General features: G+C 67.8%; 13 protein-coding genes. 9 read left to right on the top strand and 4 right to left on the bottom strand.

The window, feature by feature from the left end; translation table 11 throughout:
- The first annotated feature begins 2 nt into the window (after positions 1-2).
- From OH799_RS10555 to OH799_RS10530, 6 genes are all read left to right on the top strand, one after another.
- A complete protein-coding gene (locus tag OH799_RS10555; protein ID WP_406278602.1) occupies positions 3-887 on the top strand; it encodes a metal ABC transporter permease in 885 nt (294 codons plus the stop codon).
- 111 nt (positions 888-998) lie between these two features.
- Complete coding sequence (locus OH799_RS10550; RefSeq protein ID WP_357261590.1) at positions 999-1,430, top strand: DUF4189 domain-containing protein; 432 nt, start codon at positions 999-1,001, stop codon at positions 1,428-1,430.
- Between the two features lie 420 nt (positions 1,431-1,850).
- The gene (locus OH799_RS10545; RefSeq protein ID WP_406278597.1) at positions 1,851-2,633 is read left to right on the top strand and encodes an SDR family NAD(P)-dependent oxidoreductase; all 783 of its coding nucleotides are present in this window, start codon (positions 1,851-1,853) and stop codon (positions 2,631-2,633) included.
- A gap of 264 nt (positions 2,634-2,897) precedes the next feature.
- The gene (locus OH799_RS10540) at positions 2,898-3,329 is read left to right on the top strand and encodes an SRPBCC domain-containing protein (RefSeq protein WP_406278594.1); all 432 of its coding nucleotides are present in this window, start codon (positions 2,898-2,900) and stop codon (positions 3,327-3,329) included.
- On the top strand, positions 3,319-3,648 hold the full coding sequence (locus OH799_RS10535) for a metalloregulator ArsR/SmtB family transcription factor (protein ID WP_357261599.1): 330 nt from the start codon (positions 3,319-3,321) through the stop codon (positions 3,646-3,648). The genes OH799_RS10540 and OH799_RS10535 overlap by 11 nt, the downstream gene beginning before the upstream one ends.
- 303 nt (positions 3,649-3,951) lie before the next feature.
- Positions 3,952-4,572 carry a hypothetical protein gene (locus OH799_RS10530; protein WP_406278590.1) on the top strand — a complete coding sequence of 207 codons (621 nt, stop codon included), beginning with the start codon at positions 3,952-3,954 and terminating at the stop codon, positions 4,570-4,572.
- A 24-nt stretch (positions 4,573-4,596) separates the two neighbouring features.
- On the opposite strand, the gene OH799_RS10525 is transcribed toward OH799_RS10530, so the two are convergent.
- Positions 4,597-5,397, bottom strand: a complete 801-nt coding sequence (locus OH799_RS10525) for a helix-turn-helix domain-containing protein (protein ID WP_406278587.1) — start codon at positions 5,395-5,397, stop codon at positions 4,597-4,599.
- Positions 5,398-5,484: 87 nt separating this feature from the next.
- Between OH799_RS10525 and OH799_RS10520 the strand changes: the two genes are divergently transcribed.
- On the top strand, positions 5,485-5,865 hold the full coding sequence (locus tag OH799_RS10520) for a nuclear transport factor 2 family protein (RefSeq protein ID WP_406278584.1): 381 nt from the start codon (positions 5,485-5,487) through the stop codon (positions 5,863-5,865).
- Positions 5,866-5,966: 101 nt separating this feature from the next.
- On the opposite strand, the gene OH799_RS10515 is transcribed toward OH799_RS10520, so the two are convergent.
- Both OH799_RS10515 and OH799_RS10510 read right to left on the bottom strand, forming a co-directional pair.
- Entirely contained in the window at positions 5,967-6,899 is a 933-nt protein-coding gene (locus OH799_RS10515) for a Ku protein (RefSeq protein WP_406278581.1), read from the bottom strand.
- A 22-nt stretch (positions 6,900-6,921) separates the two neighbouring features.
- Positions 6,922-8,010 carry a lycopene cyclase family protein gene (locus OH799_RS10510; protein WP_406278578.1) on the bottom strand — a complete coding sequence of 363 codons (1,089 nt, stop codon included), beginning with the start codon at positions 8,008-8,010 and terminating at the stop codon, positions 6,922-6,924.
- Between the two features lie 401 nt (positions 8,011-8,411).
- Between OH799_RS10510 and OH799_RS10505 the strand changes: the two genes are divergently transcribed.
- Entirely contained in the window at positions 8,412-10,814 is a 2,403-nt protein-coding gene (locus OH799_RS10505) for an MMPL family transporter (RefSeq protein ID WP_406278575.1), read from the top strand.
- 182 nt (positions 10,815-10,996) lie between these two features.
- On the opposite strand, the gene OH799_RS10500 is transcribed toward OH799_RS10505, so the two are convergent.
- Positions 10,997-11,761: an SDR family oxidoreductase gene (locus OH799_RS10500; RefSeq protein WP_406278572.1), complete on the bottom strand. Its 765-nt coding sequence runs from the start codon at positions 11,759-11,761 to the stop codon at positions 10,997-10,999.
- A gap of 171 nt (positions 11,762-11,932) precedes the next feature.
- Between OH799_RS10500 and OH799_RS10495 the strand changes: the two genes are divergently transcribed.
- Positions 11,933-13,564, top strand: coding sequence for an ABC-F family ATP-binding cassette domain-containing protein (locus OH799_RS10495; protein ID WP_406278569.1), 1,632 nt, complete (start codon positions 11,933-11,935; stop codon positions 13,562-13,564).
- Positions 13,565-13,573: the final 9 nt, after the last annotated feature.

Below are 13,573 nucleotides of genomic sequence, written 5' to 3'. Positions count from 1 at the left end.
AGATGAACCTGACCGAATTCTTCGTAGCTCCACTGAGTTACGAGTTCATGGTGCGGGCGCTGGTCACCACCGTGACGGCCGCCACCGTATGCGCGGTCCTGTCCTGCTGGCTGGTGCTGATCGGCTGGTCACTGATGGGCGACGCGGTCTCCCACGCGGTTCTGCCGGGAGTCGTGCTCGCGTACATCCTCGGGGTGCCGTTCGCGGTGGGCGCGATAGTTTTCGGTTTCCTGGCGGTTGCGCTGATCGGGGTGGTCCGCGATACCAGCCGGGTCAAGGAGGACGCGGCAATCGGCATCGTGTTCACCACGTTGTTCGCGTTCGGGTTGGTGCTGGTGTCGGTGACGCCGAGCCAGACCGACCTCAACCACATCGTCTTCGGCAACCTGCTCGGCGTCAGCCGTGCCGACGTGATCCAGATCGTCGTTCTGGCTGTGGTCACCCTCGCCGCGCTGGCGCTCAAACGCCGCGACTTCACCCTCTATGCCTTCGACCCCACCCACGCCCACGCGATCGGGCTCAACCCTCGGTTGCTCGGCACCGCATTGCTCGGCCTGCTCGCGCTCACCTCCGTGGTGGCGTTGCAGGCCGTCGGTGTCGTCCTCGTGGTCGCCATGCTGATCATCCCGGGCGCGACCGCATACCTGCTCACCGACCGATTCAGCCGCATGCTGGTGATTGCCCCCACCGTATCGGTGTGCTGTGCGGTGGTGGGCCTTTACCTGAGCTACCACCTCGACACCGCCTCGGGCGCGATGGTTGTGGTCGCGCAAGGGGTCGCGTTCACTGTCGTCTACTTGTTCGCACCGCATCACGGTGTGATCGGTCGCCGTGTCGCCGCCGCCCGCCGGCGCCGAGCCCGTGCAGAGGCCGTTACTCGCGGATGAATGTGAACCCGGGGCTCGCGGCGGCCTTGGCCGACCCGCCGAAAGTTGGACAAATCGGGTGAGCTGGACGATCATCTGAGCCCGGAGTCGGTTCGACACGGGGAGAAACACATGTCATTGCCGCGCAAGGCTGCCCTCGGCGTCGTGGTGGCGTCCGCTGCCACCTGCGCCTTGGCCGGGAGCGTCGCGGGGGAAGCGCATGCGGCCGGGAATTACTATGGCGCGCTTGCTCTGTCGTCGAGCACCGGAGCCGTCGCGTCGGCGGTGAACTATCCGGACGCCGCGGCGGCGGAGAACGCGGCGCGCGCCCAGTGCGGAATCCGCGACTGTCGGGCGGTCGTGCAATTCTGGAACGCCTGCGGGTCGGTGGTCAGGGGCGCCGACGGCCGCTTCGGCTGGGCCTGGGCCGCTACCCGCGCCGAAGCTGAACGCCGCGCCATCGAGGTCCTCGGCCCCAGTGCCCCGCCCTTCCCGGATCTGGGCAGCGCGGTGCCCCGCGCCGCGAGTGTCCGTCTGACGGCCTGCACGGCGACAGCCGGGTAACGGTCCGGAAACCGGTGTCCGAGGCCACCGTTGGGCCACACGTTCCCTGATTGCTCAGCGGCGCAAAACTTTTCGGGCCAGCCAGTTGTCGAAGAACTGGATCTCTTGCGCGCCGGCGGTGATAGTGCCGCCACGAGCGTGACCCGCCGTTTGCGCCGGCCCGCGGCAGATCATTCTGACGTCTACAAGCGACGCCGGCGGAGCTGGCGGCGCGGTTCCGCGAAGAGTTTGGACCGACCTCGAAGTCCATCTCACCCGCGGCCGGCCAGGTGCGTCGCAGCTGCGCATCGGCGCGATAGTGCCGGACTCCTTCGATAGGGCCTTCTGGCCGTCGCAGTTGACTCGGCGTGACCTGTCACGCAGACTGTCGTTAAACCGGACAGTGTTGTCCGGTTGCGAGTGGCCCGCACGTTGTGCCGGATGACCCGAATCGAAAGGATCGCCATGAGCAGCACGGACAGCGACAGTCGAGTCGCATTGATTACCGGGGCCGGGTCCGGCATCGGGCGCGCGATGGCCCAGGCCTTCGCCGCCATCGGAGCGCGCGTGGTGGCCGCCGACATCGACCTGGGCAATGCCGAGAAGGCCGCCGCCGAGATCGGCGACGCGGCCATCGCCGTTCGCGTTGACATCTCGGAACAGGCATCCGTCAACGACCTGGTACGGCGTACGCTCGGCATCTTCGGCCGCGTCGACGTGCTGTGCAACAACGCCGGTGTGCTCGATACCATGGCGCTGCCAGCCGACACTCCGATCGAGGTGTGGGACCGGGTGTTGCGTATCAATCTGACCGGAACCTTCCTGGTCACCCATGCGGTCGTGCCGCATATGCTCGCCAAAGGTAGCGGCGTGATCGTCAATACCGCCTCCGAGGCCGGTATCCGCGGCGGTGCCGCGGGGATCGCCTACACCGCTTCCAAACATGGCGTCGTCGGCATCACCAAGAATGTGGCGTGGGCCTACGCCAACGAAGGCATCCGCTGCAACGCCATCCTGCCCGGCCCCACCCTCACCGGCGTGGCCGCCGAGGCGGCGAACTTCGACCCGGCGGGCGTAGCCCGGCTGCAGCCGATCATCTCGCTCAATCAGAGCATCGCCCAGCCCGAACAGATGGCCGCCGTCGCCGTCTTCCTGGCCTCCGATGCCGCGTCCAATGTGAATGGCGCGATCGTCCCGGTCGACGGCGGCTGGTCGGCGGGCTGAGTCGAGGCCGCGGCCCCGGCGATGGTGATGACCCATCCGATGCACCACTCGGTGCCGGCGCCACCTCCTCGCCGCCGGTAGGCCCTGGTGGCATCGGCGGTCGCCGGTATCGGCGACGGGCCGACATCTCAGCTGGGATCGACCGGTACTCCGTGGCTGATGCCGGAATCGGCCTGTGGCCGTCTTGGAGCTTCGCTTGACGCAACCGATCGGTTGCAATAATGTGAGTAGCAACTTAATGGTTGCTACTCGTTGGAGGCTGTCATGGGATTTCCCGACCAGATTGTGCGGACGGTCGAGCTCGCGCACCCGCCGGCCACAGTGTGGACCGCGTTGACAACGGCCGAAGGCCTCGGCACTTGGTTCGGTCACGCGGCGGCGATCGACTTGCGTCCCGGCGGCGCCGCGCAGATGACATGGAAGAACGGCCACAAGGCCGATATGCGCATCGAGCGGGTCGAGAAGCCGTCGGTATTCGGCTTCACCTGGCATATCCATGGTCTGCCGGACGACGACCCGCGCCGCACCTATGTTGAATTCACCTTGGAACCGGTAGACGCGGGGACTCGGCTCACCATGGTGGAATCCGGCTTTGCCCAGTTGCCGGCGGACGACTACCGCGAGGCGTTCGACGGCAATACCGATGGTTGGGCGAACGAGCTGGGTGAACTGGTCGAATACCTCAATGCCGCCTGACATCGAGGCGATCGCCGAACAGGTGTTCATCGCCCTGGCCGATCCGAGCAGGCGTGGCATCCTCGCCGCGCTGGCAGCGGGCGGCCCGGCCACGGCAACGGATCTGGCCGATCGCTTGCCGATTACTCGGCAAGCGATCGCCAAACACCTCGCCCTGCTGGCGGATGCGGGCCTCGTCATGGCCGAACCGGGTGAGCGTCGCCGGGTCCGATACCGGCTTCGCTCAGCTCCGATGCAAGTGGCACAACAGTTTCTGGCTGCGCTGGCCCGCGACTGGGACGGCCGGTTCGACGCCTTGCGTAAGCACCTCGACGATTGAGGTCGGTGGCCTCCTCGTACTCGTCCACCGACGTCCACCGACCCGCTCACGCAAGCTGGCGAGGTCGTCCGGTGGTGGTGGCGCGTATCACTCGCAGACGGTAGCGGCATATTCGCCATGCGGGCATTTCTTGATGCGATGAGCTACCGATTGGTCCGTCGGGTTCCTTCACTCAGCGGGCGGCTTGGTTACGGATGGTCGTCGTCTGCCGCGGGCGGGCTGGTGCCGGTTGCGTGCGGTGGCTGGACCAGCAGTCGGGCGAAACGCATGCGGCCCGGTGTCCGCAGCGGCGATGATGCGGGAGTGGACGAGAAGACGTACGTGCGGTCCCGGCAGGCGCTGCATGCCACGGCGGAATTGTTGATCGCGGGCCCGCAGTATCGAGAGTTCGGCACCATCCGGCTGCGGATCGTGCAGGGGGGATTCGGCGGCGTGCGGTGGCCGTTCTCGGTCATCGGCACCGAACTGGCGTGGCCGGAAGGGCGAGTGCGACTACAGGGGACTTTCCGAGAGGTCGCACAGGCGGCGGGCTTCGAACCGGGAGCGCCGGAGGGGGCGTACGCGGAAACGACCGGCGCCGACCCCGATGCGCCGCTCGAGGTGGACATCTCGGCGGCCGGGCTGATCGAAGAGTGGTTTGTGCTGGGGGGCAGGGCTTTACGCTGTCTGGCGCCGGATGTGTCGCCGGTACTGTGGCCGGAGCACTTCGATCTGGCGAGCACCGTCACCGACGTCAACTATGGTGTGTCGCCCGGCGATGAGGCTCACCCAGGTCCGTACGCCTACGTTGGGCCATCGACACCGTGCACCGGTGATTTCTGGAACGCCCCGTTCGGGGCGCTGCGTCCCCGCGACGGGGTGAACACCGTGGCCGCACTGCTGGAGTTCTTCGAGGAAGGCCAGGCCCGCGCGGCGCTGGGCTGAGGTGCCGACTGCCCCGATGGAAAGCTACCCGGGCGCCGTCGCGGACATGTCGCGCGCCAGAGCATGCAGATAGTCGGATGTCGATCGGTCCGCGGGAAAATAAGCTTCGACGGCGATCTCATCGAGTGTCACGTCGAACGCCGCACCGAATATTGTGATGGTGTTGAAGAAGCACAATTGCGCGTCCCCGTGCCGAATGCGGATCGTCAGTGCGATGTCGGCTCGGTCGAGGCGGACGGGCTCGGTGGGCGCATACGCGCTCAGTTCGTCGTACAGCGCGCCGAGCTCGGGGTCTCCGTTCTGCGCCGCCTGGCGGGCCAGCCGAGGGAGCAGAAAGGCGCGCACCTGGTCGAGATTGTCGAGGCGTGCCGCGAAACCCTTGGGGTGCAGGCCGATCCGCATAAGGTTCACACGGGGCTCACGCAGTGCGGGATCGACGCCGTCCAGGAAGATTCGGGCGGCCGCGTTGGCAAACAAGAGGTTCCAGCGGCGGTCGACCGCCAGCGCCGGATATGGCTCATGGCCGGAGAGCACCCGGCGCACGGCTGCGCGCGCGTTGGCGAGATCCGGGTCGTTCAGCGGCGTGTGCCGGTAGGCAGGCGCATGCCCGGCCGCCACCAGTAGCTGATTACGGTCGCGCAGCGGAATGTGCAGCTGTTCGGCCAGCCGCTCCAGCATCGGCGGACTCGGGACGGTGCGGCCGGTTTCGACGAAGCTGACATGCCGAGCCGACGTGCCCGCGCGCAACGACAGCTCGAGCTGGCTGAGCCCGCGCCGCCTTCGCCATTCACGCAACTGTTCGCCGACTGGGCGATTGTGGTTCACTGCGCCAGTATCGCCGCATGGGCGACCGAGCCGCCATTACATGCCTGGTAATCGACAGTGCGCGGCCCCGGCTGCGACCGTGACGGCATGACAAACGACACCCCCGCCATCCGAAACAAGAATCTCGTCTTGCACGCTCTCGCGCAGTTCGCTGAGGGCAACCTCGAGGTCCTGCGGGCGGCGCTGCACGAGGACTTCCGCGAGCACAGTCCCGGAAACCCCTCGGGCCGAGACCCGTTCATCGAGTTCGTGGCCGGCTCCCCGGTCGCGAAGGCTCGGATCGACGTGAAACGCGTCATCACCGATGACGAGTACGCCGTCGTGCACTACCACATGATTCCGGAGGACGATCCGCGCGGCGTCGCCGTCGTCGACCTCTGGCGACTGGTCGACGGAAAGATTACCGAGCACTGGGATGTGCTGCAGCCGGTGCCGGATCCGGACCTGATCCCGCACGGCATGTTCTGACGTGGTGCGCCGGTGGCCGTCTCCGGTGGATCAGCGTGCGCTTCGCGGCCCGGCCGAGCTCCGCGTCGGCTCCGGCGACCAACGGGATTCGGCCCGCAAGGTCACGCGCCCTTGCGGGCCGCGGACTTCTTGGCGGTCTTCTTCGCGGGCGCCTTCTTCGTCGCGCTCTTCGATGCGGCGCTCTTGGACGCGGTCTTCTTCGCCGCCTTCTTCGGCTCGCCCTTTTCGGGGGTCTCGGCGCCCGCGGAACGGCGTCCACTCGCCTCTAGGCTGCGCTGCAACGCGGCGACGAGGTCGACCACCTCGGCGTCCATCGCGCTGGGCACAGCCTCGGGCTGCTCGGGCACCTTTCCGGTGCCGCTGGCGATCGCGTCGTCGAGCAGGCGCTTCAGCTCGATCTGGTACTCGTCGGTGAACTGGTCCGGGGCGAAGTCGTCGGACATGGCCTCGACCAGCGTCTCGGCCATCTTGATCTCTTGCGGCCGCGGTTCGGCGACGCCGTCCAAGGATTCGAAGTCGACGGCGCGGACTTCGTCCGGCCACAGCAGCGTCTGCAGCACCAAGATGCCCTCGCGGACGCGTAATGCCCCGAGCCTGGTCTTTTGGCGAAGCGTGAAGTGCACCAGCGCCGTGCGGTCGACCTGCTCCAGCGTCCTGGCCAGCAATACGTATGCCTTCGGCGTGCTGGAATCCGGTTCCAGGTAGTAGCTCTTGTCGAAGAGGATCGGCTCGATCTGATCGGATGGCACGAACTGCAGCACCGGGATCTCGTGCTTCTCCGCCGCGGGAAGTTTCGCGAAGTCCTCGTCGTTCAGGATGACCTTGTCGCCGTCGGGCGACTCGTAGGCCTTGTCGATATCGGCGTACTGGATGGATTGACCGCACACAGTGCAGACACGGTCGTACTTGATCCGGCCTCCATCCTTGGCGTGCACCTGATGGAATCGGATGTCGTGGTCCTCGGTGGCCGTGTACACCTTCACCGGGACGTTCACCAGCCCGAATGCGATCGAGCCCTTCCAGATCGATCTCATGCCTTCCATCATCGCCGAACCCCTACGAACCGCGCGAGTGAACCGGAATCCCGAGTGTCGCGGCGGCGACGCGCCGTCGCAGCGGCCAGGGCAGGGCCGTGAACAGCGAGCGCATCGCCGCAAGGGTGCCGTTCAGGTCGGTGCGACCTGAGAGATACGCGCGTTGCGCGGCCGGAGACAGGGTGAAGAACGTGTCGAAGAACAGTGGGATATCCGTGGGCGGCAGGGCCAGCAGTGCCCGCAATCCGGCGGCGCGCAAATGGTAGACCGCTCGCGCGGAGGTTGGCCACACGTCCTGACCCGCCGCCACCGTATCGGCCGCGGCCAGCGCGGCGGCGACACTGTAGCCGGTGGCGGGATGCAGGAAACCGCCCGCCGCCCCGAACGCGTGGTGGTTCGGCCGTCCGCCCTGCACCGGGAAGCGAACCCGCTCGACCGGCTCTGTACCGGTGAGCCGGATTCCGCGGGAGCGTAGTCGATGACGCAGGCGCTTACGCAGCTCGACGCCCGCGAGCGCCGGCCGTCCGGCCAGACAGGTCTCCTCCAGCAGCATCCGACCGCCGCCCAGCGGTACCGCGTAGAGAAACGAGCGCGGCGCGTCGGGCGGTGCGCCGTGGTCGGGGCGCCAATCCATGAACAGCGGCTCCAGGCCCACGCAACGCTCAGCGTCCAGGATCAGCCCGTAGGCGGTCTGCTCGGCACGCGTGGGGGAGCGGGCGACACCACGCGCATCGATCACCAGTCCGGCCGTGAGCGGTGTGCCCGACGCGAGGGTCACGCTGTCGCGTGCGATGTCCACCGCCCGGTCCGCGATCACCCGTGCACCGGCCAGGCGCAGGGAGTCGCGCAGCCGCGCGGTGTCCAGCACGACATATGCGCGGTCGAGGTGGTGCGCGCGAACTCCCCAAGCCATCGGCCGACGCACCGTCGCGGCGACGACCTCCGGGGCAAGCCAGTCCGGCAGCTCGTCGGCCCACGCCGCGTAGGTGGCCGTCCACGGGCGGTCCGGCAGGGGATCGACGACGGTGACCGTGAGTCCGTGCTCCAGGCCGCGGTGCGCGAGGGCGCGACCGGCCGGGCCGAGCCCGCAGACGACGAGGTCCGGCGTCACGCCGTGCCGTGGCCCGCTCGCGCCGTGCGGGTTGCGCCTCGGTGCATGTCTGGTCCGCCCCTTTCGCTCGCTCGGTGGTCGGAGCTTAGCCGCCGCGTTCGCTCCGACGGGCGCTCCCGCAGGTGTTCGGCTCCGTGCTGTGCGAGCGGAGCTCATAGCCCTACCGGCGCGGGAATCAGCCGCGGGCGAGGTCGGTCCGACCTCCCGCCGAGCCGACGCGGGCGCCGCCCTGTCGGAAACGGTGAACGAGCGAGCTTGCGGACGGGTCTCTGGCGTTCGAAATCGCCGTTCGGCTCTCGTCCGCAATGACTCGGGAACCCCGACCCGCCGGTTCACCAGCGGTGGACAACGGATCGCGTTACTCGAAGGGATACCTTCCGTCCGTCGGCATCGCGCGGAATATGTTCTCGCCCACTGGGATTTCGCCCGCGTTGCTAGGATTCCTGGGCGCTGGCGCACGCACCCGGCCCGGTGTCGAGGAGCAGGAGGTGTTCGGCGTACCGGTGTGCTGTCGTGGTCCGCCGGGCAGGTTGGGCGAACCGGCGACACCGCGCGAGTCCGAGGACGGTGCGGTGGAACGAGTTAGGGGAAACGCAGTGTTCGAGCTGACCAGGCGGCGCAGCCGGTGGATCCTGGGCGGGTTCGCGGTACTCGCGCTGGTGATGGGCACGCTCAGCGTGACATTGTTCGACAAGATGCAGGGCGGGGGCTACATCGACCCTGGCAGCGAATCGAGCCAGGCGGCAACGGTCCTCCGCGAAACGTTCGGCCAGGCCACCCCGAACTTCGCGCTGCTGGTGCAGACGCGCGACTCGGTGGACGACGAAGCCTCTGCCACCGCCGCGACGAAGCTGGTCACCGAGCTGACGTCCGCGGCAGGCGTCGCAGGCGTCACCTCGTACTGGACCGACAAGTCACCCGGGTTACGCAGCACCGACGGCACCAGGGGCCTGATCATGGCCGGCGTCCTCGGTGAGGAAGCGGAAGTCCAGAAGCGTGTCGGTGATCTCGCCAAACGGTTCGGCGGCACGCACGGCCCGCTCGAGGTACGGGTCGGCGGCTACGCGATGCTGCTGCACGAGACGGTGGAACAGAGCCAGAAGGATGTCGTCCTCGGCGAGTCCATTGCCTTCCCGCTCACGCTGGTCGCGTTGCTGCTTGTCTTCGGCGGTCTGGTGGCAGCCAGCCTGCCGCTGGCCGTCGCCATGGCCACAGTGCTGATCACCGCGGGCGCGTTGTCGCTGATCGCGAGCGTCACCGATCTCGCGGCGAGCGCGACCGACGTCGCCACCCTGCTCGGGCTCGGCCTCGCGATCGACTACAGCCTCCTGATCATCAGCCGATACCGCGACGAACTGGTCGCCGGGCAGCAGCCCGCGGCCGCGGTGGTCGAGACGATGCGCTCGGCGGGCCGCACCGTCGTGTTCTCGGCTGTCACCGTCGCGGTCGCGCTGTCGGGTCTGCTGTTCTTCCCACTGCCTGCCGTGCGGTCCATGGGGTACGCGGGGCTCGCGGTCGCGGTGATCGCGGCGACAGTCGCGTTGACGGTGCTGCCCGCGATCCTGTTCCTGCTCGGCACCAGGATCGACAGCGGCCGGCTGTGGTGGTTCCTGCGCGCCGCGCGGCCCGCCGCGGGCGAGGGCGCCTGGCATCGCCTCGCCCGGTTCGTGATGATGCGGCCGGTGCCCATCGGCGTCGCGGTCATCGGGCTGCTGCTCGTGCTCGGCGCGCCGTTCCTCGGTGTGAATCTCGGCTTCCCCGACGAACGTTCGCTGCCGGAGTCGATGAACAACCGCCAGATCACCGAGACGATCCAGCGTGATTTCGCCGCCACCGAGCAGAACGGGCTGTTCGCCGTACTGCCCGAGAGCGCTTACAGCGCAGCGGGGTTGGACGCCTACGCCAGGAAGTTGTCGAAGATCGAGAACGTTCACCGGGTCGATACCGCCACCGGTAGCTACAGCCACGGTGGCCTGCTCGCCGCACCCACCCCGGCCAATGATCGCTTTCGCGCGGTGAACGCTGCCTACCTCGCGGTGGTTCCGGACACCACTGACCCCGTTGTGCTGGACCGCATCGCGGGCGACGTTCGTGCCACACCCGCCGCCACACCGGTCTTGGTCGGCGGCGTGGCGGCGGCAAACGCGGACGCGATCGGCTCGGTGATATCGGCGCTGCCGTACGCGCTCGCCTTCGTCGTGCCGATCTTGCTGGTCGTGCTGTTCGTGCTCACCGGCAGTGCGGTGCTGCCGCTGCTCGCGGTAGTGCTCAGCGTACTGAGCTTGACCGCGACCTTCGGCGCGCTGGTCTGGAGCTTCCAGGACGGGCACCTGTCCGGGCTCCTCGGCTTCACCGTCACCGATGACCTGCCGCCGACGGTGCCGGTCATGTTGTTCGGCGTGGCGTTCGGCCTCGCCATGGACTACCAGGTGTTCCTGCTGGCCCGCATCCGCGAGGAGTATCGGCGCACCAGATCCAATGCGCTGGCCATAACCTCGGGACTGGAACGGATCGGCCGGATCGTCACGGCGGCGGCGGTACTGATCTCGCTGGTGTTCCTCGGTTTCCTCGCCTCCGACATCACTTTCATGAAGGCGTTCGGCATCGGCTTGCCGCTCGCGGTGCTGGTGGACGCGACCCTGGTGCGTGGATTCCTGCTGCCCGCGGCCATGGAGTTGCTGGGCGATTGGAACTGGTACGCGCCGGAACCGTTGCGCAAGCTGTACCGGCGATTCGGCATCGAGGGGGCATCCACACTCGGGACACCCGATCGAGCGGACTGGCGCCAGCTCGTCCGGCTCTGACCCGCGGTCGATAAGGCCGGCGGGATGGCCGCTCGGGAGTGACAAGGAGGAAGGATGTGGTGGTGGCACGGTGACCGCCGCCTGCGCGGTCGACGCCAAGGCGGTCGAGAAATCTCTGCCCTGCAGGCACGCCGACGCGCTGGGCGTGCCGGCAGGGCAGTTGCCTGCGTGCAGGCGGATCGTTACAGTCCGCCGGTGGACAGCAGCCCGCCGTCGACCCGCACCGTCTCGCCGGTGATCCACGCGGCCTCATCCGAAACCAGGAACCCGATCAGACGCGCCACATCCTCCGGCGATCCGAGCCGCTTCATCGGGTACACGCTCGCGGCCTGATCCTCGTCGGCCGAGTACAGCGCGTCGGCGAACTTGGTCTTGATCACGCCCGGAGCGACCGCGTTCACCCGGATATTCGGTCCGAGCTGCCAGGCGAGTTCGTCGGTAAGGCGGATCAGTGCGGCCTTGGACGCGCCATAGGCGGCGATGACGCCGGTGGAACGGATGCCTGCCACGCTGGCCACGTTGACCACGGCGCCGCCGTGGTCGCGCATCCACGCCTTGAATGCCTCCTGGATATAACCGAGTGCCGCGACCACGTTGACGTCGAAGATTTTGCGCACCGCGTCCAAGTCGGCCTCCATCAAAGAGCCGAACACGGGGTTGATACCGGTGTTGTTGACCAGGACGTCCAGCGAACCGAACTCCGCGACCGCGCGCTCGACCGCCGCCGCCCGATCCTCCGCGACGCCGGAGTTGCCTGCGAGCGCGACAACTTGGCCTTGGTGGCCCGAACCGCGCAGCTCGGTGGCCGCCTCCTCCAGCGGTTCCTTCTTGCGCGCGGTGATCAACACATTCGCGCCGCGGCTCAGCAGCTCCGCTGCCACCGCCTTGCCGATGCCGCGGCTGGCCCCCGTGACCAGAGCGCTCTTGCCCAATAGATCAGTACTCATGCCATGGCACGCTAGCGCAGCTGTCGGTCCATTCCGTTACTGCCGTCACATGCGTGAGGCTGGGTGGCGGGGCGGCCGTTCGTCCCGGGTAAAATCGGTGGTTCCTGTGCGCGTCGGGTCGCACAATCGAGCAGCAACCGTCCAGCACCACCAATCCGCGAGGAGAAGTTTGTGATCACCGCGACCGACCTGGAGGTCCGGGCCGGCGTCCGCACCCTGCTGTCGGCCCCAGGACCGGCGCTGCGGGTGCAGGCAGGCGACCGGATCGGGCTGGTTGGGCGCAACGGTGCCGGCAAGACCACCACGCTGCGTATCTTGGCCGGTGAGGGCGAGCCGTACGCGGGAAAGATCCTGCGTTCCAGCGATATCGGGTATCTGCCGCAGGACCCGCGTGAGGGCAACCTAGACGTGCTGGCCCGCGACCGGGTGCTGTCCGCGCGCGGCCTGGACACGCTGATCCGCGACATGGAGAAGCAGCAGGCGCTGATGGCCGAGGTCGCCGACGAGAAAGAGCGCGAGAAGGCAGTCCGCAAGTACGGCAGGCTCGAGGAGCGCTTCTCCGCGCTCGGCGGCTACGTCGCCGAGAGTGAGGCGGCGCGGATCTGCCACAGCCTCGGCCTACCCGACCGGGTGCTCGGCCAGGCATTGCGCACCCTGTCCGGCGGTCAGCGCCGCCGAATCGAATTGGCCCGCATCCTGTTCGCGGCCTCCGATGGCAGTGGCGGTCGCTCGGACACGATCCTGCTGCTGGACGAACCGACCAACCATCTCGACGCCGACTCGATCACCTGGCTGCGTGGCTTCCTGCAGAGCCATGACGGCGGGCTGATTGTGATCAGCCACGACGTCGAGCTGCTCGCCGACGTGGTCAACAAGGTGTGGTTCTTGGACGCGGTGCGCGGCGAGGCCGATGTCTACAACATGGGTTGGAAAAAGTACCTGGACGCCCGTGCCACTGATGAACAGCGCCGTCGGCGCGAGCGCGCGAACGCCGAGAAGAAGGCGAGCGCGCTGCGCGCGCAAGCGGCCAAGCTCGGCGCGAAGGCCACTAAAGCCACTGCGGCACAGAACATGGCCAAGCGCGCAGACCGCCTGATGGCCGAACTCGACGATGTGCGCGTCGCGGACAAGGTTGCCAGGATCAAGTTCCCAGAGCCCGCGCCCTGCGGCAAGACGCCGCTGATGGCCGAGAACCTGACCAAGGTCTACGGCTCGCTGGAGATCTTCACCGGCGTCGACCTGGCGATCGACCGGGGGAGCCGGGTCGTGGTGCTCGGGCTCAACGGCGCGGGCAAGACCACACTGCTGCGCCTGCTGGCCGGGGCGGAGCAGCCGACCGCGGGCGCATTGGTGCCCGGGCACGGCCTGAAGGTGGGGTACTTCGCCCAGGAGCACGACACCTTGGACGACAACGCCACCGTGTGGGAGAACATCCGCCACGCCGCCCCGGACGCCGGCGAGCAGGATCTGCGGGGGCTGCTCGGTGCGTTCATGTTCTCCGGTCCGCAGCTGGAGCAGCCCGCGGGCACCTTGTCGGGCGGTGAGAAGACCCGCCTTGCGCTGGCCGGTCTGGTCTCCTCGGCGGCGAACGTGCTGCTGCTGGACGAGCCGACGAACAACCTCGATCCGGTATCGCGGGCGCAGGTGCTGGACGCCCTACGCACCTACGCGGGCGCGGTCGTGCTGGTGACGCACGACCCCGGCGCAGCGGAGGCGCTGTCTCCGGAACGGGTGATTCTGCTTCCGGACGGGACGGAAGACCATTGGTCGGCCGAATACCTGGAACTTATTCAGCTCGCGTGAGTTTCATCA

This window comes from Nocardia sp. NBC_00881 (assembly GCF_045207455.1).
Taxonomy (GTDB): Bacteria; Actinomycetota; Actinomycetes; order Mycobacteriales; family Mycobacteriaceae; genus Nocardia.
This window is presented reverse-complemented; position numbering and strand designations above follow the sequence as displayed.